This window comes from Granulicella sp. L60 (assembly GCF_009765825.1).
In the GTDB taxonomy this organism is placed as follows: Bacteria; Acidobacteriota; Terriglobia; order Terriglobales; family Acidobacteriaceae; genus Edaphobacter.
In genome coordinates this window covers 1-21,003 of the sequence record NZ_LMUR01000010.1, presented here as the reverse complement: position 1 = coordinate 21,003, position 21,003 = coordinate 1, and the positions used below count along the sequence as shown (strand labels likewise).

At 59.2% G+C, this 21,003-nt stretch carries 34 protein-coding genes and 1 pseudogene; 2 read left to right on the top strand and 33 right to left on the bottom strand.

Translation table 11 applies throughout. From position 1 onward, the window contains the following. Nucleotides 1–479, top strand: a pseudogene (locus GSQ82_RS03460) (PD40 domain-containing protein); the annotation flags it as partial. Nucleotides 480–513: 34 nt separating this feature from the next. On the opposite strand, the gene GSQ82_RS03455 reads toward GSQ82_RS03460, so the two are convergent. Next, nucleotides 514–750 (bottom strand): hypothetical protein, encoded by a 237-nt coding sequence (locus GSQ82_RS03455; RefSeq protein ID WP_158790636.1) that lies wholly within the window; start codon nucleotides 748–750, stop codon nucleotides 514–516. 82 nt (nucleotides 751–832) lie between these two features. Between GSQ82_RS03455 and GSQ82_RS03450 the strand changes: the two genes are divergently transcribed. Continuing rightward, on the top strand, nucleotides 833–2,281 hold the full coding sequence (locus GSQ82_RS03450; protein ID WP_158790635.1) for a diguanylate cyclase: 1,449 nt from the start codon (nucleotides 833–835) through the stop codon (nucleotides 2,279–2,281). Nucleotides 2,282–2,570: 289 nt separating this feature from the next. On the opposite strand, the gene rplQ is transcribed toward GSQ82_RS03450, so the two are convergent. The 32 genes from rplQ to GSQ82_RS03290 all read right to left on the bottom strand — a co-directional run. Continuing rightward, a complete protein-coding gene (gene rplQ, locus GSQ82_RS03445; RefSeq protein ID WP_158790634.1) occupies nucleotides 2,571–3,050 on the bottom strand; it encodes a 50S ribosomal protein L17 in 480 nt (159 codons plus the stop codon). Between the two features lie 177 nt (nucleotides 3,051–3,227). Beyond that, the gene (locus GSQ82_RS03440) at nucleotides 3,228–4,328 is read right to left on the bottom strand and encodes a DNA-directed RNA polymerase subunit alpha (RefSeq protein ID WP_158790633.1); all 1,101 of its coding nucleotides are present in this window, start codon (nucleotides 4,326–4,328) and stop codon (nucleotides 3,228–3,230) included. 169 nt (nucleotides 4,329–4,497) lie between these two features. Beyond that, complete coding sequence (gene rpsD / locus GSQ82_RS03435; protein WP_158790632.1) at nucleotides 4,498–5,130, bottom strand: 30S ribosomal protein S4; 633 nt, start codon at nucleotides 5,128–5,130, stop codon at nucleotides 4,498–4,500. A gap of 132 nt (nucleotides 5,131–5,262) precedes the next feature. Then, on the bottom strand, nucleotides 5,263–5,685 hold the full coding sequence (gene rpsK / locus GSQ82_RS03430) for a 30S ribosomal protein S11 (RefSeq protein WP_158790631.1): 423 nt from the start codon (nucleotides 5,683–5,685) through the stop codon (nucleotides 5,263–5,265). Further along, nucleotides 5,685–6,065 carry a 30S ribosomal protein S13 gene (rpsM, locus tag GSQ82_RS03425; RefSeq protein ID WP_158790630.1) on the bottom strand — a complete coding sequence of 127 codons (381 nt, stop codon included), beginning with the start codon at nucleotides 6,063–6,065 and terminating at the stop codon, nucleotides 5,685–5,687. Before rpsM ends, rpsK begins: the two co-directional genes overlap by 1 nt. Nucleotides 6,066–6,238: 173 nt before the next feature. After that, nucleotides 6,239–6,352: a 50S ribosomal protein L36 gene (gene rpmJ / locus GSQ82_RS03420; RefSeq protein ID WP_158790629.1), complete on the bottom strand. Its 114-nt coding sequence runs from the start codon at nucleotides 6,350–6,352 to the stop codon at nucleotides 6,239–6,241. A 174-nt stretch (nucleotides 6,353–6,526) separates the two neighbouring features. Next, complete coding sequence (infA, locus tag GSQ82_RS03415; protein WP_013581270.1) at nucleotides 6,527–6,745, bottom strand: translation initiation factor IF-1; 219 nt, start codon at nucleotides 6,743–6,745, stop codon at nucleotides 6,527–6,529. A 147-nt stretch (nucleotides 6,746–6,892) separates the two neighbouring features. Further along, nucleotides 6,893–7,642, bottom strand: coding sequence for a type I methionyl aminopeptidase (map, locus tag GSQ82_RS03410; protein ID WP_158790628.1), 750 nt, complete (start codon nucleotides 7,640–7,642; stop codon nucleotides 6,893–6,895). Nucleotides 7,643–7,652: 10 nt separating this feature from the next. Continuing rightward, on the bottom strand, nucleotides 7,653–8,378 hold the full coding sequence (locus GSQ82_RS03405; protein WP_158790627.1) for an adenylate kinase: 726 nt from the start codon (nucleotides 8,376–8,378) through the stop codon (nucleotides 7,653–7,655). Nucleotides 8,379–8,391: 13 nt separating this feature from the next. Further along, nucleotides 8,392–9,801 carry a preprotein translocase subunit SecY gene (gene secY / locus GSQ82_RS03400; protein WP_158790626.1) on the bottom strand — a complete coding sequence of 470 codons (1,410 nt, stop codon included), beginning with the start codon at nucleotides 9,799–9,801 and terminating at the stop codon, nucleotides 8,392–8,394. A gap of 93 nt (nucleotides 9,802–9,894) precedes the next feature. After that, on the bottom strand, nucleotides 9,895–10,356 hold the full coding sequence (gene rplO / locus GSQ82_RS03395) for a 50S ribosomal protein L15 (protein ID WP_158790625.1): 462 nt from the start codon (nucleotides 10,354–10,356) through the stop codon (nucleotides 9,895–9,897). 99 nt (nucleotides 10,357–10,455) lie between these two features. Next, nucleotides 10,456–10,650: a 50S ribosomal protein L30 gene (rpmD, locus tag GSQ82_RS03390; protein WP_158790624.1), complete on the bottom strand. Its 195-nt coding sequence runs from the start codon at nucleotides 10,648–10,650 to the stop codon at nucleotides 10,456–10,458. Nucleotides 10,651–10,689: 39 nt separating this feature from the next. Further along, nucleotides 10,690–11,196, bottom strand: a complete 507-nt coding sequence (gene rpsE / locus GSQ82_RS03385; protein ID WP_158790623.1) for a 30S ribosomal protein S5 — start codon at nucleotides 11,194–11,196, stop codon at nucleotides 10,690–10,692. 48 nt (nucleotides 11,197–11,244) lie between these two features. Beyond that, the gene (gene rplR, locus GSQ82_RS03380; RefSeq protein ID WP_158790622.1) at nucleotides 11,245–11,610 is read right to left on the bottom strand and encodes a 50S ribosomal protein L18; all 366 of its coding nucleotides are present in this window, start codon (nucleotides 11,608–11,610) and stop codon (nucleotides 11,245–11,247) included. Nucleotides 11,611–11,714: 104 nt separating this feature from the next. Beyond that, complete coding sequence (rplF, locus tag GSQ82_RS03375) at nucleotides 11,715–12,260, bottom strand: 50S ribosomal protein L6 (RefSeq protein WP_158790621.1); 546 nt, start codon at nucleotides 12,258–12,260, stop codon at nucleotides 11,715–11,717. Between the two features lie 114 nt (nucleotides 12,261–12,374). Then, a complete protein-coding gene (gene rpsH, locus GSQ82_RS03370) occupies nucleotides 12,375–12,773 on the bottom strand; it encodes a 30S ribosomal protein S8 (protein WP_158790620.1) in 399 nt (132 codons plus the stop codon). Nucleotides 12,774–12,935: 162 nt separating this feature from the next. Beyond that, a complete protein-coding gene (locus GSQ82_RS03365; protein WP_020715220.1) occupies nucleotides 12,936–13,121 on the bottom strand; it encodes a type Z 30S ribosomal protein S14 in 186 nt (61 codons plus the stop codon). A 66-nt stretch (nucleotides 13,122–13,187) separates the two neighbouring features. After that, nucleotides 13,188–13,736, bottom strand: coding sequence for a 50S ribosomal protein L5 (rplE, locus tag GSQ82_RS03360; RefSeq protein WP_158790619.1), 549 nt, complete (start codon nucleotides 13,734–13,736; stop codon nucleotides 13,188–13,190). A gap of 108 nt (nucleotides 13,737–13,844) precedes the next feature. Beyond that, nucleotides 13,845–14,183: a 50S ribosomal protein L24 gene (rplX, locus tag GSQ82_RS03355; protein WP_158790618.1), complete on the bottom strand. Its 339-nt coding sequence runs from the start codon at nucleotides 14,181–14,183 to the stop codon at nucleotides 13,845–13,847. 90 nt (nucleotides 14,184–14,273) lie between these two features. Continuing rightward, entirely contained in the window at nucleotides 14,274–14,645 is a 372-nt protein-coding gene (rplN, locus tag GSQ82_RS03350) for a 50S ribosomal protein L14 (RefSeq protein WP_158790617.1), read from the bottom strand. Between the two features lie 76 nt (nucleotides 14,646–14,721). Continuing rightward, the gene (gene rpsQ, locus GSQ82_RS03345) at nucleotides 14,722–15,066 is read right to left on the bottom strand and encodes a 30S ribosomal protein S17 (RefSeq protein WP_158790616.1); all 345 of its coding nucleotides are present in this window, start codon (nucleotides 15,064–15,066) and stop codon (nucleotides 14,722–14,724) included. A 2-nt stretch (nucleotides 15,067–15,068) separates the two neighbouring features. Next, nucleotides 15,069–15,344, bottom strand: a complete 276-nt coding sequence (gene rpmC, locus GSQ82_RS03340; RefSeq protein WP_158790615.1) for a 50S ribosomal protein L29 — start codon at nucleotides 15,342–15,344, stop codon at nucleotides 15,069–15,071. A 51-nt stretch (nucleotides 15,345–15,395) separates the two neighbouring features. Then, complete coding sequence (gene rplP / locus GSQ82_RS03335) at nucleotides 15,396–15,830, bottom strand: 50S ribosomal protein L16 (protein WP_158790614.1); 435 nt, start codon at nucleotides 15,828–15,830, stop codon at nucleotides 15,396–15,398. 66 nt (nucleotides 15,831–15,896) lie between these two features. After that, entirely contained in the window at nucleotides 15,897–16,571 is a 675-nt protein-coding gene (gene rpsC / locus GSQ82_RS03330) for a 30S ribosomal protein S3 (protein WP_158790613.1), read from the bottom strand. A gap of 77 nt (nucleotides 16,572–16,648) precedes the next feature. Then, entirely contained in the window at nucleotides 16,649–17,170 is a 522-nt protein-coding gene (rplV, locus tag GSQ82_RS03325; RefSeq protein ID WP_158790612.1) for a 50S ribosomal protein L22, read from the bottom strand. Nucleotides 17,171–17,252: 82 nt separating this feature from the next. Next, on the bottom strand, nucleotides 17,253–17,540 hold the full coding sequence (rpsS, locus tag GSQ82_RS03320; protein WP_158790611.1) for a 30S ribosomal protein S19: 288 nt from the start codon (nucleotides 17,538–17,540) through the stop codon (nucleotides 17,253–17,255). A 107-nt stretch (nucleotides 17,541–17,647) separates the two neighbouring features. Beyond that, nucleotides 17,648–18,469, bottom strand: coding sequence for a 50S ribosomal protein L2 (gene rplB / locus GSQ82_RS03315; protein WP_158790610.1), 822 nt, complete (start codon nucleotides 18,467–18,469; stop codon nucleotides 17,648–17,650). 82 nt (nucleotides 18,470–18,551) lie between these two features. After that, nucleotides 18,552–18,845 (bottom strand): 50S ribosomal protein L23, encoded by a 294-nt coding sequence (locus GSQ82_RS03310; RefSeq protein ID WP_158790609.1) that lies wholly within the window; start codon nucleotides 18,843–18,845, stop codon nucleotides 18,552–18,554. After that, a complete protein-coding gene (rplD, locus tag GSQ82_RS03305; RefSeq protein ID WP_158790608.1) occupies nucleotides 18,845–19,522 on the bottom strand; it encodes a 50S ribosomal protein L4 in 678 nt (225 codons plus the stop codon). The genes GSQ82_RS03310 and rplD overlap by 1 nt, the downstream gene beginning before the upstream one ends. Before the next feature lie 94 nt (nucleotides 19,523–19,616). Beyond that, complete coding sequence (gene rplC / locus GSQ82_RS03300; RefSeq protein WP_158790607.1) at nucleotides 19,617–20,357, bottom strand: 50S ribosomal protein L3; 741 nt, start codon at nucleotides 20,355–20,357, stop codon at nucleotides 19,617–19,619. Nucleotides 20,358–20,456: 99 nt separating this feature from the next. Then, a complete protein-coding gene (gene rpsJ, locus GSQ82_RS03295; protein ID WP_013581294.1) occupies nucleotides 20,457–20,774 on the bottom strand; it encodes a 30S ribosomal protein S10 in 318 nt (105 codons plus the stop codon). A 113-nt stretch (nucleotides 20,775–20,887) separates the two neighbouring features. Further along, on the bottom strand, nucleotides 20,888–21,003 hold a 116-nt coding region (locus tag GSQ82_RS03290; RefSeq protein ID WP_158790606.1), incomplete at its 5' end, for a hypothetical protein.

Below are 21,003 nucleotides of genomic sequence, written 5' to 3'. Positions count from 1 at the left end.
CGGCGGATGGGCGGTGGCTGGCTTATCTGCGGGAGGAGCATGGGCGCGGGGAGCTTTGGGTGAGGGCGCTGGGGGAGGGTGCGGACAGGAGGGTGTCGCCGGCGGGGTGGAATGTGCTGGAGGCTTCGTTTGGAGCGGACGGCTCGATAGTGTTTTCAGCGACGGAGGATGGTGGACGGCCGGGACTATTTCTTGTGGACGCGGGTGGGGGGATTCGTGCGCTGGGCGAGGATGAGGCTCGGTATCCTGCGGTGTCGCCGGATGGCCGGTGGATGGCGTATAGCCGGTTGGAGCGCGGGAACTGGCATCTGTGGCTGCTGGATGTGCAGGGTGGGGCCAGAAGGCGGTTGACGGAGGCGGACTGCAACAACATGGAGCCGGCCTGGACGCCGGATTCGAAGTCGCTGGTGTATGCGAGCGACTGCGGACGTTCGTTGTGGTTCACGATGCTTAGCCGGCGGCGGGTAATCTCGCAGTAAACGGGTAAGGTTGGGTGGTTGGCGGAGGCGTGAGCTAGAGGAGGGAGGCTTTGAAGAGGGGCTCCTTGCGGATCTGGTCGAGCAGAGAAGTTGGGGGAGGCGGGGGCAGTTGCAGGGTGGTGCCGCTGAGGAAGAGGCGGACGTAGTCGATCTGGGCGGATGGTTCGGTGCCGGCGAGGCGATAGAGGCCTGGGCGAGGGTGGTCTGCTGGGGCGTGAGCACGTGGGCGAACGCGAAGACCTTTAGTCCCACAATGGGAACGAAAAGGCACGTTACTTTGGTAAGCACTTGAAAATCCTTATGGCGTATGGCAGTTAACCCCGGATATGCTTATTTTTACTTTACGGTGATCGATGAATGTACGTCGAGCAGAGGCTGGGGCTGCTGAGTTAAGAGCGCTTTGGACGCGAGAGTTACTGGACTCCCAACCAGATCTGGAACGCGATGAGCTGGTGCATCTTGCGGCTGCGATCTGTGGAACTCCATATGGACTGGTGACGCTGCTGGATGAGCGCAACCAGTGGTTTCGTGCGTCCGATTTTTTGAAGCTGGGGGAGACGCCGCGCGAGGTTGCGTTCTGCGCGCATGCGATTCGGCAGGAGCGGGTGTTCCTGGTGAAGGATGCACTGATGGATGCGCGGTTCGGCAGCAATCCGCTGGTGACGGGTGAGCCGCCAATTCGATTCTTTGCTGGCGTGGGACTGTTTACGAAAGATGGCGACCCAATGGGGACGTTGTGCGTGGTGGATATGGTTCCGCGCATCCTGACTGCGGAGGAGGCGCACGCGCTGGAGGTGATGGGGCGGCAGATGAGTCTGCGCATCGAGGCGATGATGCAGCGCAGAGCGTTGGACCAGATACTAGCAGAGAAGGAGAAGGCCAGTGCGGGGCTGCGGGCGAGTGAGGAGCTGTTTCGCGCGTTCATGAATGCGAGCCCATTTTTGAGCTATATCAAAGATGCGGCAGGGAGGCTGCTGTTTTATAACCGCAGCTTTGCGCAACGGTTTGGGGTGAGCGAGTATGCGTGGCTGGGGCGGACGGATGAACAGCTCTGGTCGCGGAGTTTGACGAAGTCGGTGCGGACGCACGACCTGGAGGTGATGGCGGGCGGGCGGATGGTGGAGACTGAAGAACACATTCGGAACTCGGATGGAACGGTGAGTTCGCTGCGGTCGTTCAAGTTTCCTTGTCATGATTCTGCGGGGAACGTGCTGCTGGCCGGGGTGGCGGTGGATGTGTCGGAAGAGGTGGCGCATAAGGCGGAGTTGGAGCGGTACCATCGTGAGCTTGAAGAGGCGAATGACCAGCTGCGGAAGCTTGCGGTGACGGATGAGCTGACGGGGCTGCGGAATCGGCGGTCGTTCGAGGAGCGGATGGTGATGGAGTTCTCGATGGCGCGGAGACGGAAGCGGGAGCTTTCGGTGCTGCTGATCGATGTGGACAACTTCAAGCTGATCAACGATCGCTACGGCCATGCGGCGGGGGATGAGGTGCTGCGGCGGCTGGGGATGATTCTGCGGACGACGGTGCGGCTGCCGGACCTGCCTGCTCGGTATGGGGGCGAGGAGTTTGTGGTGCTGCTGCCGGAGAGCGGCGAGGAGAGCGCGATGGGGCTGGCGCGGCGCGTGATGCAGCGAGTGGCGAGCGAGGATTGGGATAATGAGACGCTGACGATCAGCGTGGGGATGGCGGCGATGAATGAGTCGCTGGAGAATGGATTTCAGCTGGTAGAGCTGGCCGATGAGGCTCTGTATGCGGCTAAGCGGGCGGGTAAGAATCGGGTGATGGTGCATAGCGGGTAAAGATTCTGTCCTGCCGGACGGGCCCACTGCTCGTGGGGAGGTCACTTCGTGACTTTTGTACCGGTCGGGGCAGGGCTGACTTCTTGGGGCCTCGCGTTGCTCGGCGGAGGATGATGACTCCTACCAGCGGGAGGAGCTATGGTGATGATCCTGCCACGACTAGGTATACGCGTCACGAAGTGACCTCCCGCTGAGTAAGCGGCCCGTCCGGCAGGACATGATTTTTTAAAAAAGAAGAGGCGCACCTTGTCGGTGCGCCTCTTCTTTTGCTTGATGAATGTGCAGAAGTTTATGCTTCGGCGTTGGGGTCGCCGGCTTCGCCGGGGTTGCGCTCTTCCATCTGCTTGGCGAGCTCTTCACGCTTCTTGGTGCGAGCTTCAGCACGCTTCTGGGCCTTCTCGTTGAGCTCGTGCTCGGCTCCGAGGAGCTCGATGTACGCCATCTCGGCGGCGTCACCCTTGCGGGCTCCGAGGCGGGTGATGCGGAGGTATCCGCCCTGGCGTGCGGCGTAGCGCGGGGCCACGGTGGCAAAGAGACGGTCGACCGACTCAGGCGTCATGAGGTAAGCAGCAGCCTGACGGCGGGCGTGAACGGTGCCGCGCTTGCCGAGGGTGATCATCTTCTCGATGAGCGGGCGGGTGGCCTTGCACTTGGTGATGGTGGTCTCGACGCGGTCCATCAGGATGACGGAGGTGACGAGGTTGCGCAGCATGGCGCGGCGATGGCTGGTGTTGCGCCCTAGTTTGAATCCTGCATTACGGTGACGCATGGGAATCTCCTTCGACCCGGCTTCTGCCGTGAGTCGGTAGTACTTAGAATGTGCGCTCGGTGGAGCTGGCGCGGATGAAGCACCCCGGATACTTATGGGACTTGTTGCTACGCGGCTTGCGCTGCGTTTTCTGGTGAGACGCTGGGCGGCGGCGTTGAAGCCGCCGCCCGTGCCTGGTTAGAAGTTCTCTGTCTCGTTGCCGACGAGGTCGAGGTCATCGTCCTCATCTTCGTCTTCATCATCATCGTCGTCGAAGTTGCCGAAGCTGGCGGCAAGGGTGGCGGCGGGCAGAACGGAGGTGGGTCCGGGCTGCGGGTTGCCGTTCTCGTCGATCTTCATGCCGAGGGACAGGCCCATCTGCGCGAGGATCTCCTTGATCTCATTCAGGGACTTGCGGCCGAAGTTTTTGGTCTTGAGCATTTCGGCTTCGGTCTTCTGGATGAGTTCGCCGATGGTGGCGATGTTGGCGTTCTTGAGGCAGTTGTAGCTGCGTACGGAGAGCTCGAGCTCTTCGACGGAGCGGTTGAGGTTCTCGTTGCGGATGGCGGGGCCGTCGAGGTGCTCGTGACCGGCTTCCATCTCCTCTTCAAAGTTGATGAAGATGGTCATGTGGTCTTTGAGCAGCTTGGCGGAGAGGCCGAGTGCGTCCGCGGGAAGCACGGTGCCGTTGGTCCAGATCTCGACGGTGAGCTTGTCGTAGTCGGTGATCTGACCGAGACGGGCTGCTTCGACGAGGTAGTTGACCTTGCGGACGGGCGAGTGGACGGAGTCGACGGGGATGAAGCCGAGGCCGAGGTCGCCGTCGAAGTTCTTGTCGGCAGAGATGTAGCCACGGCCGCGCTTGAGGCGCATCTCCATGTCGATCTTGCCGCCTTCGCTGACGGTGCAGATGTAGACGTTCTTGTCGAGAATCTCGACGTCGCCGTCGGCTTCGATCATGCCGGAGGTGATGACGCCAGCCTGGTCGGCGCGGAGGTAGAGGGCCTTGGGGCCTTCGCCGGCGAGCTTGAATGGGATCTGCTTGAGGTTCAGGATGATGTCGGTCGCGTCTTCGACGACGCCGGTGATCGACTGGAACTCGTGCAGGACGCCTTCGATGCGGACGGCGGTTACAGCTGCGCCTTCGATCGAGGACAGGAGGGTGCGGCGAAGCGCGTTGCCGATGGTGGTACCGAAGCCGCGTTCAAAGGGCTGAGCGGAGAACTTGCCGTACTTTTCGGTGAGTGTTTCGGTTTCGACTGCGAGACGCTTGGGCTTTTGAAAACCTCTCCAAAGCATGTGTTTCTCCTTTTCCGGCTCACTCGCGATGCATTCTGCGAGATGGCGGGGTGTTGCGGTTACAAGTTAAGTTGTGTGGTGCTTTTCGCATTTGTAACGCAGCGAAGAACATATTTCCTACTCTTCGCTGCGTTCCAGAATGACGAATCTTGTTTTGTAACTACAGCGGTTACTTGCTGTAGAGTTCGACGATCAGCTGCTCGTTGACGGGCAGGTTGATGTCCTCGCGCTTCGGCAGAGCAATGACTTTGCCGGAGAGATTGTCGCGATTGATGTCGAGCCACTGGACCTGGTTTTGGCCGGCGGCAAAGTTCTTCGCCTCTTCGAGAATGACCAGAGCCTTCGAGCCTTCGCGGATTGCGATCTCATCACCGACCTTGACCTGGTAGGAGGGGATGTTGACCTTGCGGCCGTTGACCTGGAGGTGACCGTGACGGACGACCTGACGGGCCTGGCGGCGACTCATGGCAAAGCCGAGACGGTAGGCGACGTTATCGAGGCGGGTCTCAAGCTGTTGGAGCAGATAGGCGCCAGTGACGCCCTTCTTGACGGCAGCCTTCTGATAGTAGGCGCGGAACTGGGTCTCGAGGGTGAAGTAGATGCGCTTGGCCTTCTGCTTCTCGCGGAGCTGGAGACCGTAGCCGACGACCTTCTTCACTTTGCGGGACTGGCCGTGCTGGCCTGGGGGGAAGTTGCGCTTTTCGACGGGGCATTTCTCGGAGAAGCACTTGGCTCCCTTGAGGAAGAGCTTGGTGCCGTCGCGGCGGCAGAGGCGGCAGACGGGTCCGGTGTAACGTGCCATTGTATTGCTCCTAAATAATCCAACTTCGGGTGACGATCGCTTTACGCGCAGGCTGCGCTTCTTCACGATCCGGTTATTGATTAAACGAAAGAGCAGATGCAGGCGAGGAGCGAACCCATCGCCTGCATGAAATCAGACGCGGCGGCGCTTGGGCGGACGGCAGCCGTTGTGCGGCATCGGCGTAACGTCGCGGATGCTGCGGACCTCGATGCCGGTGGTGGCGAGGGCGCGAATCGCGGACTCACGGCCGGAGCCGGGACCGGAGACGCGCACATCGACCGAACGGACGCCGTGGTCGCGGGCTGCGTTGGCTGCACCGACGGCGGCCTGCTGCGCGGCGAACGGGGTTCCCTTGCGGGAGCCGCGGAAGCCAAGAGAGCCGGACGACTTCCAGGAGAGCGTGTTGCCAACCTGGTCGGTGATGGTGACGATGGTGTTGTTGAATGTGGCCTGAATGAAGACGAGACCAAATGGAACGTTCTTGCGTTCGCGCTTCTTGAACTTCTTATTCTTGGTGGGCTTTGCAGCACCCTTGGTGTTCTGTGTCTTAGCCATTATTTGGTCGCTTTCTTCTTACCGGCAACGGTTCCCTTACGTGGGCCTTTGCGGGTGCGAGCGTTGGTGTGGGTGCGCTGGCCACGGACAGGAAGCGAGCGGCGATGGCGGAGACCGCGGTAGGACTGAATCTCGATGAGGCGCTTGATATTAAGGGAGATGTCCTTGCGGAGATCGCCTTCGATATGGCCCTCAGCTTCAATGACCTGACGGATGCGGTTCAGGGCGTCTTCGTCGAGCGTGCCCATCTTCGCGATCGGATCAACGTCCGCCTTCGCGAGGATCTTGGCGGCGCGAGAGTCGCCGATTCCGAAGATGTAGGTGAGACCGATGCGCGCCTGTTTGTTGTTAGGGACATCGACTCCAGCAATACGTGCCATGGGGTTCCTTTTCGGTTGGGCTCGGATGGCTTCGCCATAGAGCGGGGTGAATTGGTTGACGGCGTGTCCGGCGGGTTCATCGCAAGCCTTGACTTCGGCTAACTAGCCCGACGGGGCCGGTGGAGCGGGAGCTCGGAAGGACAAAGAGAAGCAAAACTTCTCCTGGTCATTCTTTAGCCCTGACGCTGCTTGTGCTTGGCGTTCTCGCAGATGACACGAACCACGCCACGGCGGTGAATGACCTTGCACTTGTCACACATCTTCTTTACTGAGGCACGAACCTTCATTGTGATTCCCTTCTGTGTTGCAACGTAAAGCCTGTGAAACGGAGAACATATCTAAGGGGAAAACCCCGGTCGATACGCACCCTGAATGTCAGGACCGAAGCCCTGACTTATGCCCAAGCGCAGAGCACTTGAGTCAAACGTGGTGGAGACGGGATCGACTCCCGTAGCCGATGTCTACTTGTAGCGGTAGACAATGCGGCCGCGGTTGAGGTCATAGGGGCTGAGCTCAATCGCGACGCGGTCGCCGGGGAGGATGCGGATGAAGTTTTTGCGCATACGTCCAGAGACGTGTGCAAGGGCCTGATGCTTGTTTTCAAGCTCAACCTTGAACATCGCGTTCGGCAGGGTCTCTACGACCACCGCCATCACTTCAATTGCATCTTCCTTCGACAAACGATCTCCTTTGGAAAGACTGAAGGCTTGTGGCCTCCGGGTTTCCATAACTTCTTTGGTTGGCCGGTCTCCAGCATGAAACGTCTCTACGACGAGACCAGCTGGCACGCAGCATCTCTTATAATACCCCAGGTCGGGTCGTTTTTCCTAGCGTGTCAGCACTAATGGGCCATCTTTTGTGATAGCGACGGTGTGTTCGAAGTGGGCGCTGTAGCTTCCGTCGTTGGTTACGGCGGTCCAACCGTCCTTGAGGACGTGGACTTCGGGGCCTCCGGCGTTGATCATGGGCTCGATGGCGAGGACCATCCCGGCCTTGAGGCGGGGGCCTTTGCCGCGTTCGCCGAAGTTGGGGACCTGGGGGTCTTCGTGCATGGCGCGGCCGATGCCGTGGCCGACGAACTCACGAACGACGCCGAAGCCTTGGGCCTCGCAGACCTGCTGGACGGCGGAGGAGATGTCGAAGAGGCGGCCGCCGACCTGGCACTGCTGGATGGCTTTTTCGAGAGAGGCCTGGGTGACATCGAGGAGCTTGTGGACCTTGGCGCTGACCTTTCCGATGGGGTAGGTGACGGCGGCGTCGGAGTAGAAGCCGTCGATGATGACCCCGCAGTCGATGGAGAGGATATCTCCTTCTTTTAGAATACGTTTGGCGTTGGGCATGCCATGGACGACCTCCTCGTTGATGGAGGTGCATAGGGCGGCGGGAAAGCCGTGATAGCCCTTGAAGGCGGCGATGGCACCAAGTTCTGCGATCTTTTTGACGGCTATCTCTTCAAGATCCATCGTCGATGCGCCGGGGACGACGTGGGGCGCAATCGCATTGTGGACTTGGCGGAGAGCCTTGCCGGAGATGCGCATCTTCTCGATCTCCTGCGCGGTTTTGATCATGATTGCCATAGTTTTCTGCTTAGAACCTGGGATGCTGGCGGAGACGTTTGAGGGCAGCCTCGATCTGGGAGGTGACCTGGTCTACAGGATGATCGCCGTCGATCTCCTCGAAACGGCCCTGGTTGCGATAGTGCTCGACGACAGGGGCGGTCTGGGCTTCGAAGGTCTTCATACGATCGGAGAAGACGGCCTCGGAGTCGTCCGGACGCTGGACTAGCGCAGAACCGTCTACATCACAGATGCCCGAGACCTTCGGCGGATGCGTGTAGATGTTGTAGATGCGACCGGCGGGCGAGACGCGGCGACCGGTGATGCGGTGAAGGAGCTGCTCGTAGTCGACGACGATACTGATGGCGACGACGGGGAGGGTTTTGGTGTCGGCGGCAAGCTGGGAGTCGAGCCAGGTGGCCTGATTGAGGGTGCGGGGGAAGCCGTCGAGGATGAAGCCGCGATGCGTGTCGGGCTGCTGGAGGCGGTCGGCGACCATCTGGTTGACGAGATCGTCGGAGACGAGGGTGCCCTGATCGACGAGGGTCTTGGCCATCTTGCCGAGGGGTGTGCCGTTCTTGATGTTGGCGCGGAGGATGTCGCCGGTGGAGATCTGGGGGATCCCGTAGGCCGCCATGAGAGCCTTGGCCTGGGTGCCTTTGCCGACGCCGGGCGCGCCCAGAAGGAGAACCGGCCCGGGCAGAAAGTTCTTCTCCGCCGGGGCCGTCTTGTGTTCAGAGACAGTAGATGTGGTCAACGGACTGAGTTCCCTACCAGCTCTTGCGGCCACGGATGCGGCCACTCTTGGGAGTGAAGCCGTCGTAGTGGCGCATGATGAGCTGCGATTCGATCTGCTGGACAGTGTCCATGGCGACGCCGACGACGATGAGCAGGCTGGTGCCGCCGAAGTAGAAGTTGACGCCGAGGCCGTTGGTCATCCAGGTCGGGAGCCGATCGAAGACGGAGCCGACCAGCCAGAGATGGTTGAAGTGGATTCCGCTGATAAGGAGCTGCGGGATGATGGTGATGATTATGAGATAGAGTGCGCCGACCAGCGTGATGCGGGTAAGGACATCGTTGATGAAGTCCGCGGTACGCTTGCCGGGGCGGATGCCGGGGATGAAGCCGCCGTACTTGCGCATGTTGTCGGCGATGTCGTCCGGACGGAAGACGATGGAGATGTAGAAGTAGGCGAAGAAGATGATGGCGGCCATCTGGAGCAGTTCATACCAGGGCTCGCCGGGGGCAAGGGAGCGCAGGATGGGGCCGAAGAAGGTGGAGTCCTGCAGCGAGTAACCAAAGATGTGAGCGCCGGAGAAGAGCAGTGGAGCCGAGAGGATAGAGCTGGCGAAGATGACCGGCATGACGCCGCCGGAGTTGACCTTGAGCGGAAGGTGCGTGGACTGGCCACCCATCATCTTACGGCCGACGATGCGTTTGGCGTACTGGACCGGGATGCGGCGCTCAGACTTTTCGACAAAGACGATGAAGGCAACGACTGCGATCATGCCAGCGACGAGAAGGACGACCGCGAGGGGGGTGAGGGCTCCCCAGGCGTTGTCGCGAACCTTGACATAGAGGTCTTCGATGCCGCGGGGCAGGCCGACGACGATACCGGCGAAGATGAGCAGGCTCATGCCGTTGCCGATGCCGCGCTCGGTGATCTGTTCGCCCAGCCACATGATGAAGGCGGTGCCGGCGGTGAGGGTGATGACGCAGAGCGGGATGAAGTAGCCGCGCGGGATGGTGACCATGGACTGGCCGGTGCTGGTGTTGGTCAGCGTAAGGGCGATGGCGAAGGACTGCACGATGCCGAGCAGGACGGTGACGTAGCGCGTCCACTGGGTGATCTTGCGGCGGCCAAGTTCGCCTTCCTTCTGGAGCTTCGCGAGCGGCTCATAGATGACGGTGAGCAGCTGGAAGATGATCGACGCCGTGATGTACGGCATGATGCCGAGGGCGAAGACGGTGAGCTTGCGGAGGTTTCCGCCGGAGAAGAGGTCGACCAGGCCGAGGGCTGAGCCGGAGTTCTGATTGAAGAACTGCGCGAGCATGTCGGCGTTGATGCCGGGGGTGGGGATGTGCGAGCCGAGGCGGTAGACGGCCAGCATGCCAAGCGTGAAGAGAACGCGCTTGCGGAGGTCGGGAATCTTAAAGATGTTTGCGATTTTCTCGAACATCGGGTGCTAGAACCTCGGTGGTGAAAACTGGCGTTCGGGTGAAACGGCGATGCGAGGGCAGATGCCCTCGCCTGCCAATCATTCTAATGCAACCTAGCCGATGAGAATGGCCTTGCCGCCGGCCTTCTCGATCGCTTCCTGGGCGGTCTTCGAAAACTTGTGCGCGTGAACCGTGACTGCGGTCTTGATCTCACCGTTGTTGAGCACCTTGATGAGGGCGCCCTTCTTGCGGAGGAGGCCAAGCTCGATGATCTTATCGAGGGTGAACTCGGTTACGTTCTCGGCGGCGACGATCTCTGCAACACGATCGAGACCGAGAACCTGGTACTCGACGCGGAAGATATTGGTAAAGCCGCGCTTGGGCAGACGGCGGTGAAGGGGCATCTGGCCGCCTTCGAAGCCGCGCATAAGAGAGGAACCGGTGCGGGAGCCCTGACCCTTGTGACCACGGGTGGAGGTCTTACCCATGCCCGAACCCATACCGCGGCCGACACGCTTCTTGTTTTCGTTCGCCTTCTTGGGGGCGCGGAGATTGGAGAGATTACGGATTGCCATGATTTCCTCGCTTAACGCCGGTGAAGCAGCTTGCGCTCTTCCTCGACTCGCATATGATTTGGCCCTCACGGGCTTGAGACGGTTGTGCCGGGTCGCTGCTTAGCTTACGACGCGGACGAGATGGGGAACCTTGGCGACCATGCCACGAATGGATGGGGTGTCTTCGCGCTCGACGATCTGGTTGAGACGGGTGAAGCCGAGGCCCTTGATGACGAGCTTGTGCTTGACCGGGGTGCAGATCTTGGAACGGAAGTACTGCAGCTTGATTTTGGCGATTGCGTTGGTGTCTGCCATGAGAGAGCTCCTGAGAATCTTGTTGGAACAGGGTTGAGCTTAGAGCTCTTCCACTGACTTGCCGCGCAGGGCGGCGACTTCGGCCTTGTCGCGAAGCTGGATGAGAGCGTCGAAGGTAGCCTTGATGACGTTGTGCGGGTTGGCGGTGCCGAGGCTCTTGGTGAGCACATTCTGCACGCCGACTGCGGTCATGACGGCGCGAACCGTCTTGCCGGCGATGATGCCGGTACCTTCAGGAGCGGGCTTCAGCATCACCTGGCCGGCGCCGAAGTGGCCGAGGACCTGGTGAGGAATTGTGCTTGCGGTGAGGTTGACCTTGTGCAGATTCTTCTTGGCGGACTCGATCCCTTTGCGAATGGCCTGGGGGACTTCCTTCGCCTTGCCGGAGCCGTAGCCGACTACGCCTTCAGCGGGATCCCCGATGACGACGAGAGCGGCGAAGGACATATTCTTACCGCCCTTGACGACCTTGGTGACGCGGTTGATGGAGACGACCTCATCCTTGAGGTTGAGGCGGTTCGCATCGATCTTTTTCTTCATTGCCATAATGTTCTATCCAGCTTTCTGGCTGCCACTCAGGGCGCCTTGGGAACCTTAGAAATCCAGTCCGGCTTCGCGGGCTGCGTCGGCGAGGGCTTTGACACGGCCGTGGTAGAGATAGCCGCCACGGTCGAATACGATCTTCTTGATGCCCTTCTCCTGCGCGCGCTGGGCGATGAGCTTGCCGACTTCAGCGGCTGCCGCGACGTTGCCGCCGTAGTTCTTCTCTTCACCCTTTTTGCCCATGGAGGACGCGGAGGCGATGGTGACTCCGTTGAGGTCGTCTATGAGCTGGGTGTAGATGTGGTTGAGCGAGCGGTAGACGTTGAGGCGCGGACGCTCGGCGGTACCGGACATCTTCTCGCGGATACGCGTGTGGACGCGCTGGCGGATGACGTTGCGTTGACGGGGATTGATCATGATTAGCTTTCCTTCCTAGTGGCGTACTCAGAGTGCTGAGGACGTTCGGTTGTTGAAACTGATGAGTGCTGCGCGAGTGGAATCTGCCACTCACGCAGCGCGGATTACTTTGCTCCGGTCTTGCCGACCTTCTTCTTCAGCTTCTCGCCAGTGTAGCGGACGCCCTTGTTCTTGTAGGGGTCGGGCTTACGGAGAGAGCGCATGTCGGCGGCGATCTGGCCTACCTTCTGCCGGTCGATACCGGAGATGGTGAGGTGGGTCTGCTTGGGGTCGATCGCTACTTCGATACCGGTGGGCAGCGGGAACTCGATGGGATGAGAGTAGCCGAGGGTGAAGACGACCATGTTCTTACCCTTCATCTCGGCGCGGTATCCGATGCCGACAATGTCGATATCCTTGGTCCAGCCGGTGGTGACGCCGGTGACTGCGTTGAAGACGAGGGCGCGGGCGAGACCGTGAAAGGCTGCCTGTTTGTCGTTCTCTCGCTCGGCGAGGAGCTGGCCGTCCTTCTGGACGAGCTTGATGCCGCCGGGAAGCATGGCGGTGACTTTGCCCTTGGGGCCTTCGACCAGGACGGTGTTGCCGTTCTCGCTGACGGTGTACTTGACGCCGGCGGGAAGAGCGATCGGCTTCTTACCAATACGTGACATGATGAATTCCTTTGTTGGCTTGCGAGTCGCTTAGGAGTGCTAAGTTCCACTGCAGCCGGGTGAGCATGACGCTCATAAAACAGAGACTAGAGACAAAAACCTGGCTAATTTTCTTTACCAGACTTCGCAGAGGATCTCGCCGCCTACACCTTCGCGGCGGGCCTGACGACCTGTCATGACGCCCTTGGGGGTAGTCATGATGGAGATGCCAAGGCCACCCTGAACGCGGCGGATCTCGTCGCGGCCGAGGTACACACGGCAGCCAGGACGGGAGACGCGCTGCAGATCGCGGATGACAGCCTCGTTGTTGGGGCCGTACTTGAGATAGACACGGATGACCTTCATGCCATTCTCTTCGGTGGGCTTGTAGTTCGCGATGTAGCCCTCTTCCTTGAGAATGCGGGCGATCTCGGCCTTGAGCTTGGATGCGGGGACGTCGAGCTTCTGGTGACGGGCGCGGATGGAGTTACGGATGCGGGTCAGGAAGTCTGCTACTGGATCAGTGAGGTTCATTCATTCTCCTTCATTCCCCGTTCGCTCACGAGTGTCTCTCGTAAGAACCAGCGGGAATGTTTGTTTCGGGTGGTACGTCCAGACTTCTGCACCATAAGCTGACGCCCTGATGAGGTCTCTGGAGCGGGTGCGCGGCGGAGGCCACACACGTACAGGTTTATTCTACCAGCTTGACTTGACTACGCCCGGAATTTCTCCCTTGAGGGCGAGCGAACGGAAGCAGAGACGGCAGACGCCGAACTTGCGGAGGAAGGCGCGGGGACGACCGCAGAGCTGGCAGCGGTTGTGCTGGCGGGACTTGAACTTCGGTTTCCTTGCGTCTTTGACGCGTTTTGCAGTGGTAGCCATGTGTTTTGCTCTCTATCTTTGGTTCAAAGTTCAAAAGAGAACTTTGGTTGATCTTTCTCCAGGCCCTTAGGCTCCGACGCGGAAGGGCATACCGAAGCTCTTCAGCAGGGCGCGGGCACCGTTGTCGTCCTTCGCCGTGGTGACGATGGTGACATTCATACCCTTGAGTTTGTCAACCTTGGCGTAGTCGATCTCAGCGAAGATCAGCTGATCGCGGAGGCCAAGGGTGTAGTTGCCGCGGCCGTCGAAGCTCTTCGAGGAGACGCCGCGGAAGTCGCGGACGCGAGGAAGCGCGATTGAGATGAGGCGGTCGAGGAACTCGTACATGGTATCGCCGCGCAGGGTGACCATGGCGCCGATGGGCATGCCCTCGCGCACCTTGAAGGCGGCGATGGACTTCTTGGCCTTGGTCGTGACAGGCTTCTGGCCGGCGATGGCGGCGAGATCAGCTACTAAGGGATCCATGATCTTCACGTTCTGGGTAGCTTCGCCGAGGCCCATGTTGATGACGATCTTCTCGAGCTTGGGGATAGCCATTGCGTTGGTGATGTTGAGCTCTTTGCCCAGCGCCTGCTTGATCTCGGTCTCGTACTTCTGCTTGAGTCGTGCTGCCATGATTGTTCTTCGCTTTCTCCACGGTTGCCGGGTTGGGTGTTAGCCCGTATACCGATGCGTGGGGTGAACCGTTGATACAGGATTTGAACTTCTCTACGAAAACTCTACTTACTTGCTTTGCTTCTTCTTCTCGGCGATCGTGGTGCCGCTAGCCTTGGAGAAGCGAACCTTGGTGTCGCCTTCGAGACGCGATCCAACGCGTGTCTTCTTACCTTCGCCGTCGAGCAACATCACGTTCGAGACGTGGATGGTAGACTCCTGCTCCGCGATGCCGCCTTTGATGTTCTTCTGGGGGTTCGGCTTCATGTGCTTCTTCACCATCATGACGCCTTCAACGAGGACGCGATTCTTTTCTGCGATGACGCGAAGGACGCGGCCCTGCTTACCCTTATCTTTGCCTGCGATCACTTCGACTTTGTCGTTCCGCTTAATCTTGATGCCTGCCATAACTCTCTCTCACCCTCGACGATCTTGTTACCGCGGAGCCGGACTCCGGTTGATTCTATGTGGCGCCGCGCAACAACACGCGGCGTGAAACTAGATTACCTCGGGTGCGAGCGAGACAATTTTGAGGAACTTCTTCTCGCGGAGCTCGCGGGCGACCGGTCCGAAGACGCGGGTTCCAACCGGCTCGTTGGCATCGTTGATGACGACAGCGGCGTTCTGGTCGAAGCGGATGTAGGTGCCGTCGCGTCGGCGATACTCTTTGCGCGTGCGGACGATCACAGCCTTGACGACCTTACCCTTCTTGACGGTCCCATCGGGCGAGGCTTCCTTGACGGCGGCGGTGACGACATCGCCGAGGCCAGCCTTCTTACCGAGACCGCCACCGAGGGGCAGGATCACCTGCAACTTGCGTGCGCCGGAGTTATCGGCCACGTCAAGCATTGTTCTCATTTGTACTGACATCGTTCTTCTCCTGGCTATCTACGGCGGTGATACGGCCGGGGCTTATGCCCCATGCGTGAACTTGTGAGCCCTAGAGCTATTTGGCTTCAGCGGCGAGTGCAGCCGCAGACTTCTCTTCCGCGAGAGCAAGAGAGGAACGGCGAACGATCTCTTCAAGAGACCAGCGCTTCAGCTTCGACAGAGGGCGCGCCTCGCGAATGCGGACGACGTCGCCGACGCGTGCAGAGTTCTGCTCGTCGTGCGCGTAGAACTTCTTGTTCGACTTCATCACGCGCTTGTACTTGGGGTGCGCTTTGCGCATCTCGATCTCGACGACGATGGTCTTCTGCATCTTGGTCGAGACGACCAAGCCCACCTTCTCATTGCGACGCGAGGTCTGAGCTTCGGGGGTTGCAGCTGCGGTGTTGGTTGTCTCTGCCATGATTAGTCCTTCTTCGCTTTCTTGCGGGCGGTGCGAGTGCTCTTGGCCGGCGCGACGTTGGCGACGACGGGGTTGGCGGCCTTCTCGGCGGCCAGGGTGCGCTGCCGCTCGACGGTCTTGATACGGGCGATGTCCAGCTTGAGCGTCCGCAGCTTCTTGATTCCCTCGACGTTGCCGAGGCTCTTCTGGAAGCGAATGCGGAAGAGCTGCTCGCCGGCTTTAGCCTGCTCGCTCTTTAGCTCTTCGTCACTGAGGTTGCGAATCTTTTCGAGTTCCATTGTCATTTTCCTAACTGCTAAAAGGATTACTAAAAGCTGTTTGGCGCGGCCTTACTTGGTGACGACCGTCGCCTTGACGTCGTGGCGCTGGACGAAGCTGGTCTTGAGCGGAAGCTTGTGTGCCGCGAGACGCATGGCCTCTTTGGCGAGCTCCGGGGTGACGCCTTCCATCTCGAACAGAATGCGGCCGGGACGGACGACGCAGACCCAGTGGTCGGGAGCACCCTTACCTTTACCCATACGGGTTTCGGCAGGCTTTTTGGTGATCGGCTTGTCCGGGAACAGACGGAGCCAAACCTTGCCGCCACGCTTGATAAAACGTGTCATCGCGATACGGCTGGCTTCGATCTGGCGGTCGGTGATGTAACCGCACTCCATTACCTTCAGGCCGAAGTCGCCGAAGGAGAGATCGGAGCCGCGCCACGCTTTGCCCTTCATGCGTCCGCGCTGCTGCTTGCGGTATTTGACCTTCTTTGGCATCAACATAAGAAAACCCTCTTCACTCTTTCGGGGATGCGCTCCCCGGAAACTCCGGCTACGCCGGGAAAAAACTTAGGATGCGAATGCGCCAGCGGTAACGCCCTGATCGCGGCGCTTCTTCTGCTCGTAGATATCGCCGCGATAGACCCAGGTCTTGACGCCGATGATGCCGTAGGTGGTGTGCGCCTCGGCAAAACCGTAGTCGATGTCGGCGCGCAGCGTGTGCAGCGGCAGACGGCCCTGAAGATACCACTCGGAGCGGGCGATCTCGTTTCCGTTCAGACGACCGGAGACGCGAACCTTGATGCCCTTGCAGCCGAAGCGGAGGGCGGAGTCGACCGACTTGCGCATGGCGCGACGGAAGCTGACGCGCTTCTCGAGCTGCAGCGCGATGTTCTCGGCGACCAGCTGAGCATCGAGCTCGGGCTTGTTGACCTCGAGAATATCGATGAAGACCTCGCGGCTGGTGCGCTTCTGAATGTCGGCCTTGAGCTTATCGATCTCGGCGCCCTTGCGTCCGATGATGATGCCCGGGCGCGCGGTACGGATGATCAGGCGCAGCTTGTTCCCTGGACGCTCGACCTCGACCGAACTGACACCAGCGGCCTTCAGCTTCTCGCGCAGCTCAGCCTTGAGCTTGACGTCTTCGACCAGCAGCTTGTCATAGCCGCGTTCGACAAACCAGCGTGACTTCCACGGCTTGTTGATGCCGAGGCGCAACCCATACGGATGGACTTTCTGTCCCATAGCTTCCCTTTACTCCGTGCCCTCTCCGGTTGAGCCGGTGGGCGGTAGTGCAAAACTTTAAGTTTACAAGAAACTGCTTACTTCGCGGCCTTTTTCGCTGCGGGTTTCTTGGCGGCTGTCTTCTTGGCTGCGGACTTTGCCGCAGTCTTGGAGGCTGTCTTCTTGGTCGTCTTCTTCGCGGCCGGAGTTGAAGTAGAGTCGGCAGATGCGCTAACGGCAGCGCCCGATCTCTTCTCAGCAACGGTGACGATGATGTGTGCGAGCCTGCGCTGGTAACGGAAGGCACGGCCCATTGGGGCAGGGCGGATGCGCTTCATACGCGGACCTTCGTTCGCGATTGCGGTGCGGACGTAGAGGTTGTCGACATCGACGTCCAGGCCCTGCTCCTGCGAGACGTAGGTTGCATTCTGAATCGCTGAACGCAGAACCTTTTCAATCACCGGCGCCATACGCTTGGTGCTGAAGTGAACAGTGTTGAGCGCCTGCTCGACGCGGAGGCCCTTGATGAGATCAAGGACAAGCTTCGCCTTCTGCGGGCTGGTTCGCTGGAACTTCGCCTCTGCGCGGAACTCTCTGATTTTTTCTACTGCCTTAGCCATAATCTTCGTCCTTCAAAAGTTCTGCTTCGCTGCCCCTTGTGGCGGGCTCACGGAAATATCTAACTGCAAACGGTCAGCCCGATTATTTGGGCTTTGCGGAGGTCTCAGCGGCGCGCGCGGAGTGGCCCTTGAAGGTGCGGGTAGCGGAGAACTCTCCGAGCTTGTGACCAACCATGTTCTCCGTCACGTAGACCGGGATGAACTTGCGACCGTTGTGAACGGCGATCGTGTGGCCGACAAAGTCCGGGTGGATCGTGGACCGGCGGGACCAGGTGCGCAGCACCTTCTTATCGTTGATCTGGTTCATCCCCTCAATCTTCTTCATGAGGTGATCGTCGATGAAAGGACCTTTTTTCGCTGAACGTGACATTATGCTGAGCTCCGACTTTCTTGTTGCGATGCTGGATACGACGAATCTCTTGCTTGCGAGACTTGGTGTTGCCCTTATTACAGAACTAACTCAGAGAATCAGTCTTACTAATTAATACGCTTGACGATGAAGGCATCGGTCCGCTTGTTATTACGTGTCTTGTAGCCACGAGTCGGCTGGCCCCAAGGAGTAACTGGGTGACGACCGCCCGAGGTCTTACCTTCACCACCACCGTGCGGATGGTCGACAGGATTCATCGAGACGCCGCGGTTGGCAGGACGGATGCCCTTCCAACGGTTGCGTCCAGCCTTACCGATGGTGACGTTCTCATGGTCCGTATTGCCAACCTGGCCGATGGTCGCCATGCACTCGACGAGAACTTTGCGAGTCTCACCCGAAGGCAGCTTGAGCAGAGCGTAGTCGCCTTCTTTGGCGGTGAGCTGAACTTGAGCACCGGCGGAGCGAGCCATCTGCCCGCCTTTTCCAGGACGAAGCTCGATATTGTGAATCGTCGTACCAGCCGGGATGTTCTTCAGCGGCAGAGCGTTACCCACGAGGATATCGGCATCCGGTCCGCTCATGATGGACTGGCCAACGGTAAGACCGATCGGCTGGATGATGTAGCGCTTCTCTCCGTCCGCGTAGTGAATAAGTGCGATACGTGAGCTGCGGTTTGGGTCATATTCGACCGTTGCGACGGTACCCGGGATGCCGTACTTATCGCGCTTGAAGTCAATAAGCCGAAGCTTTTTCTTGTGACCGCCACCTTGATGGCGAATCGTCATAGCGCCACTGCTGTTACGGCCGCCGGTACGCTGCTTGACGCTGAGAAGCGGCTTGTGCGGTTTGTCGGTCGTCAGATCGCTGTTGACCAGCGTCGTGATGAAGCGTCGTGATGGGGTAATCGGTCGAAATGATTTGATCGGCATCGTCTTTATTCCCTTGCCCGCGCCGCTAATTACTTAGCGGCGCTTCGGTCCTGAATTCTGTTGCTGCGAAACAAATTCGCGCTTAGAGGCTATTGAGGTATTCCGGCATCTTCTCGCCCTCTTTGAGGCGAACGTAAGCTTTCTTCCAGTCGGGGCGGTAGCCGGCGAACTTGCCCCGGCGACGCTCCTTGCCTTCCACGGTTGCGGTGCGAACACCGGTGACCTTGACCTTGAAGAGCGTCTCCACAGCCTGCTTGACTTCGGTCTTGGTGGCCTTGAGAGCGACCTCGAACACCAGGGTGTTCTGCGTCTCCTTCACGGTCATGCCCTTCTCAGTGATGAGGGGGCGGCGAATGACGGTATAGAGGGTTGGCATTACGCAACCTCCTTCTGCGCGGCGGCTTTGCTGCGCTTCGAAACAAACTTCTTGAGAGTCTCCTGAAGGGCCTCGATGGCGTCCTTCGAGAAGACGACATGCTCGTAGCGGAGCAGATCGTAGGGATGAACTTCAGAGCTAAGAACGAGTTCAACTCCAGCCAGATTGCGCGAGCCGAGGTAGAGCTTCTCGTCGAGCTTGCGGCTACTCTCTACGAGGAGGGTGGTCTTGCCGGCTTCGAGCTTGTTAAGCGCGGTACGGAAGAGCTTGGTCTTGGCTGCGGCGACCTCGAAGGAGTCGACGACGGTGAACTTGCCGTCACTGATCTTCGCGGAGATGGCCGAACGCAGAGCACCCATCAGTTTCTTCTGCGGGAAGGCGTACTCGTAGCTGCGAGGCTGAGGTCCGTGGACCGTACCGCCTCCACGCCAGAGCGGGGTACGGATCGAACCCACACGGGCGCGGCCTGTTCCCTTCTGCTTCCAGAGTTTCTTGCCGGCTCCCGAGACACGGTCGCGAGTCTTGGTGGCGGCTGTTCCCTGGCGGAGGGCTGCGCGGTAGTGCTTTACCGACTCCCAGAGGAGTGCGTCGTTGATCTCGGAAGAGAATACCTCATCGATGAGTTCGAACTCACCGACCTTGGCTCCGTCGAGATTTACTACGTTGATGTTTGCCATCGTTCTTCTTCTCTCTTCGTGCCCGCCATCGATGCGGCGGGCCAAAACTTTGTTTAGAAAGCGATACAGCAGAGGCTTTCTGTTTGTAGATTCTTTACTTCTTCTTGGACGGTGCAGCCTTCTTCGAAGCCTTCAATGCGTCCTTGGTAGCGGCGCCGGCAAAACCACGACGCTCGCGCGGCGGAGCCTTAGCCTTGGAGATCAGCACGAAGCCATCACGTGGGCCGGGTACAGCACCTTCAACCAGAAGGAGGTTGTCCTCAAGATCGATGCCGCGGATGCGGAGGTTGCGGACCGTGATCTGCGCATGGCCCATGTGGCCTGGCATACGTTGGCCAGGGAATACGCGCGAGGGGAACGATGATGCTCCGATCGAACCCTGCACCTGGAACATGTGTCCGTGCGACTTGGGACCGCCGCCGAAGCCGTGGCGGCGAATAACGCCAGCGAAGCCGCGACCCTTGGAGGTGCCGATGACATCGACGAAGCGCTCGTCGTTGAAGATATCGACCAGGATGCGGTCGCCAGCCTTGGCGACGACTGCCTCTTCGCCTTCTGCGGTCTTCACCGTCTCGAGGGCGACTTCTTTGATCATCTTGACTGGAGGAACGTTCGACTTTGCGAAGTGACCGGTCATTGCCTTGTTGATCTTCGAGGCCTTAACGAAATCGACATAGCCGATCTGCGCGGCATCGTAGCCGTCCTTTGCAAGCGTCTTCAACTGAGTGATGACGCATGGGCCAGCCTTCAGAACGGTGACAGGATGAATGTCGCCGCGTTCGTCGAAGATCTGCGTCATGCCGACTTTTTTACCGAGAATTCCTACTACTGACATTGGAGCTTCCTTTCCTCATCATGCTGGCCGAACTCAGCTCAGCACTGCCGGGTTATTGCTTCTAGACCGAAACCTAAAACAACTCGCCGAAAGATTTCTTTACTTCTGAACCGTCTTGATCTCAACATCGACGCCTGCAGGAAGATCAAGCTTCATCAGTGCATCTACTGTCTGCTGCGTCGGCTCGAGAATATCGATAAGGCGCTTGTGAGTGCGGATCTCGAAAGCTTCGCGCGACTTTTTGTCGACGTGGGGCGAACGAAGGACGCAGTACTTGTTCTTCATGGTCGGCAGTGGAATGGGCCCTGCAACCTGAGCTCCGGTACGCTTGGCCGTCTCGACGATCTCACCGGTCGAGGTGTCCAGTACGCGATAGTCATATGCCTTCAAACGAATTCTGATTCTCTGTCCAGCCATGGTATGTCTCTTTCACACTTCAAAGATCGTTTGGAGTAGCTGCCGGCGATGAACTTCTACACCTGCCGACAGCCCTCGTTATTCTTGAACAGCTAAAGCCATCTGTGGTGCAGTTACTTGATGATCTCGGAGATGGTACCTGCTCCGACGGTGCGTCCACCTTCGCGGATGGCGAAGCGCAGACCCTTCTCCATCGCAACCGGGGTGTGCAGCGTGATCTCCAGCTGGA

Bases quoted from the DNA above. Each gene is read 5' to 3' on its own strand.
- secY (WP_158790626.1), bottom strand. From the start codon at position 9,801: ATGTTCGAGAAAATCGCAAACATCTTTAAGATTCCCGACCTCCGCAAG.
- GSQ82_RS03450 (WP_158790635.1), top strand. From the start codon at position 833: ATGAATGTACGTCGAGCAGAGGCTGGGGCTGCTGAGTTAAGAGCGCTT.
- rplN (WP_158790617.1), bottom strand. From the start codon at position 14,645: ATGTCAGTACAAATGAGAACAATGCTTGACGTGGCCGATAACTCCGGC.
- rpsS (WP_158790611.1), bottom strand. From the start codon at position 17,540: ATGTCACGTTCAGCGAAAAAAGGTCCTTTCATCGACGATCACCTCATG.
- GSQ82_RS03365 (WP_020715220.1), bottom strand. From the start codon at position 13,121: ATGGCTACCACTGCAAAACGCGTCAAAGACGCAAGGAAACCGAAGTTC.
- rplF (WP_158790621.1), bottom strand. From the start codon at position 12,260: ATGTCACGTATTGGTAAGAAGCCGATCGCTCTTCCCGCCGGCGTCAAG.
- GSQ82_RS03440 (WP_158790633.1), bottom strand. From the start codon at position 4,328: ATGCTTTGGAGAGGTTTTCAAAAGCCCAAGCGTCTCGCAGTCGAAACC.
- rpsE (WP_158790623.1), bottom strand. From the start codon at position 11,196: ATGGCAATGAAGAAAAAGATCGATGCGAACCGCCTCAACCTCAAGGAT.
- rpsM (WP_158790630.1), bottom strand. From the start codon at position 6,065: ATGGCACGTATTGCTGGAGTCGATGTCCCTAACAACAAACAGGCGCGC.
- rplC (WP_158790607.1), bottom strand. From the start codon at position 20,357: ATGTCAGTAGTAGGAATTCTCGGTAAAAAAGTCGGCATGACGCAGATC.
- rpmD (WP_158790624.1), bottom strand. From the start codon at position 10,650: ATGGCAGACACCAACGCAATCGCCAAAATCAAGCTGCAGTACTTCCGT.
- rplP (WP_158790614.1), bottom strand. From the start codon at position 15,830: ATGTTGATGCCAAAGAAGGTCAAATACCGCAAGCAGCAGCGCGGACGC.
- GSQ82_RS03310 (WP_158790609.1), bottom strand. From the start codon at position 18,845: ATGCCAACCCTCTATACCGTCATTCGCCGCCCCCTCATCACTGAGAAG.
- rplE (WP_158790619.1), bottom strand. From the start codon at position 13,736: ATGGCAGCACGACTCAAGCAGAAGTACGAGACCGAGATCAAGCAGGCG.
- rplQ (WP_158790634.1), bottom strand. From the start codon at position 3,050: ATGCGTCACCGTAATGCAGGATTCAAACTAGGGCGCAACACCAGCCAT.
- rplB (WP_158790610.1), bottom strand. From the start codon at position 18,469: ATGCCGATCAAATCATTTCGACCGATTACCCCATCACGACGCTTCATC.
- rpsQ (WP_158790616.1), bottom strand. From the start codon at position 15,066: ATGGCAGAGACAACCAACACCGCAGCTGCAACCCCCGAAGCTCAGACC.
- rplX (WP_158790618.1), bottom strand. From the start codon at position 14,183: ATGGCAGGCATCAAGATTAAGCGGAACGACAAAGTCGAAGTGATCGCA.
- rplR (WP_158790622.1), bottom strand. From the start codon at position 11,610: ATGATCAATCCCCGTCAACGCAACGTCATCCGCCAGCGCGTCCACACG.
- rpsC (WP_158790613.1), bottom strand. From the start codon at position 16,571: ATGGGACAGAAAGTCCATCCGTATGGGTTGCGCCTCGGCATCAACAAG.
- rplV (WP_158790612.1), bottom strand. From the start codon at position 17,170: ATGGCTAAGGCAGTAGAAAAAATCAGAGAGTTCCGCGCAGAGGCGAAG.
- rplD (WP_158790608.1), bottom strand. From the start codon at position 19,522: ATGGCAAACATCAACGTAGTAAATCTCGACGGAGCCAAGGTCGGTGAG.
- rpmC (WP_158790615.1), bottom strand. From the start codon at position 15,344: ATGGAACTCGAAAAGATTCGCAACCTCAGTGACGAAGAGCTAAAGAGC.
- rpsD (WP_158790632.1), bottom strand. From the start codon at position 5,130: ATGGCACGTTACACCGGACCCGTCTGCCGCCTCTGCCGCCGCGACGGC.
- map (WP_158790628.1), bottom strand. From the start codon at position 7,642: ATGGCAATCATGATCAAAACCGCGCAGGAGATCGAGAAGATGCGCATC.
- rpsH (WP_158790620.1), bottom strand. From the start codon at position 12,773: ATGAACCTCACTGATCCAGTAGCAGACTTCCTGACCCGCATCCGTAAC.
- rpsK (WP_158790631.1), bottom strand. From the start codon at position 5,685: ATGGCTAAGACACAGAACACCAAGGGTGCTGCAAAGCCCACCAAGAAT.
- rpmJ (WP_158790629.1), bottom strand. From the start codon at position 6,352: ATGAAGGTTCGTGCCTCAGTAAAGAAGATGTGTGACAAGTGCAAGGTC.
- rpsJ (WP_013581294.1), bottom strand. From the start codon at position 20,774: ATGGCTGGACAGAGAATCAGAATTCGTTTGAAGGCATATGACTATCGC.
- rplO (WP_158790625.1), bottom strand. From the start codon at position 10,356: ATGGCAATCCGTAATCTCTCCAATCTCCGCGCCCCCAAGAAGGCGAAC.